Source organism: Protofrankia sp. Cr1 (assembly GCF_963555865.1).
Lineage (GTDB): Bacteria > Actinomycetota > Actinomycetes > Frankiales > Frankiaceae > Protofrankia.
The window spans coordinates 4,393-5,007 of record NZ_CAUVXO010000468.1 but is presented as its reverse complement, the minus strand read 5'-3'; the positions used below and the strand labels follow the sequence as shown (position 1 = coordinate 5,007).

General features: G+C 68.5%; 1 protein-coding gene. It reads right to left on the bottom strand.

Annotated features, from left to right (window positions below; genetic code table 11):
* Positions 1-383: 383 nt before the first annotated feature.
* The coding region (locus U9980_RS23860; protein WP_322769985.1) for a hypothetical protein at positions 384-615 on the bottom strand (232 nt) is incomplete at its 5' end.

The window sequence follows — 615 nt, the reverse complement described above, 5'->3', positions numbered from 1 at the left end:
CCGGCCGGGTTGGGGCCGGCACACCCATCAGACGATTCGAACATATGTTCAGAATAGGTGTCTGGTCCGACATTTCCACCCCGCCGGGCGACCAGAATTCCCTCGGGTGCCAGCGTCTGAGAGCGCTCGGCAGTAGGGGTGTGGATGAAGGAGTGGGGCTGGGGTGCGTAGATCGCGAGGTGCGAGCAGGGAGTCGCACTGGTTGTGGGTGGCGCTCGACGAGCCGGGGTACCCGTGCATCGTGCGGCGATGGACGGGGAATGATACGGAAAGGTGTGCAGCCAGCCCCGTGACGCCGCGTCCCTATGGCCGGTCGTTCTTAACCGGATCAGGGTGCACCCGCCGCGGCGCATTGCCTCCGGCCTCGAGATGACGATGATGGGCTACCGGGGGCGTTCGGGACCTGGACGTTCGGGAAACGCGGCGGGAGCGGCCATGTTCAGGGGCAACGCGGCACGGGCGACCAGGACACGCCAGGCCCAGACACGCCAGGCCCAGACACGCCAGGCCACAGCTGCCGGCAGGGGCGCGCAGCACACGGAACCGGAGAGCGCGACCGAGGATCGGGCCGCACGGACCACCCCGGCGTGCCATGGGATCGAGGAGCAGGCCTCC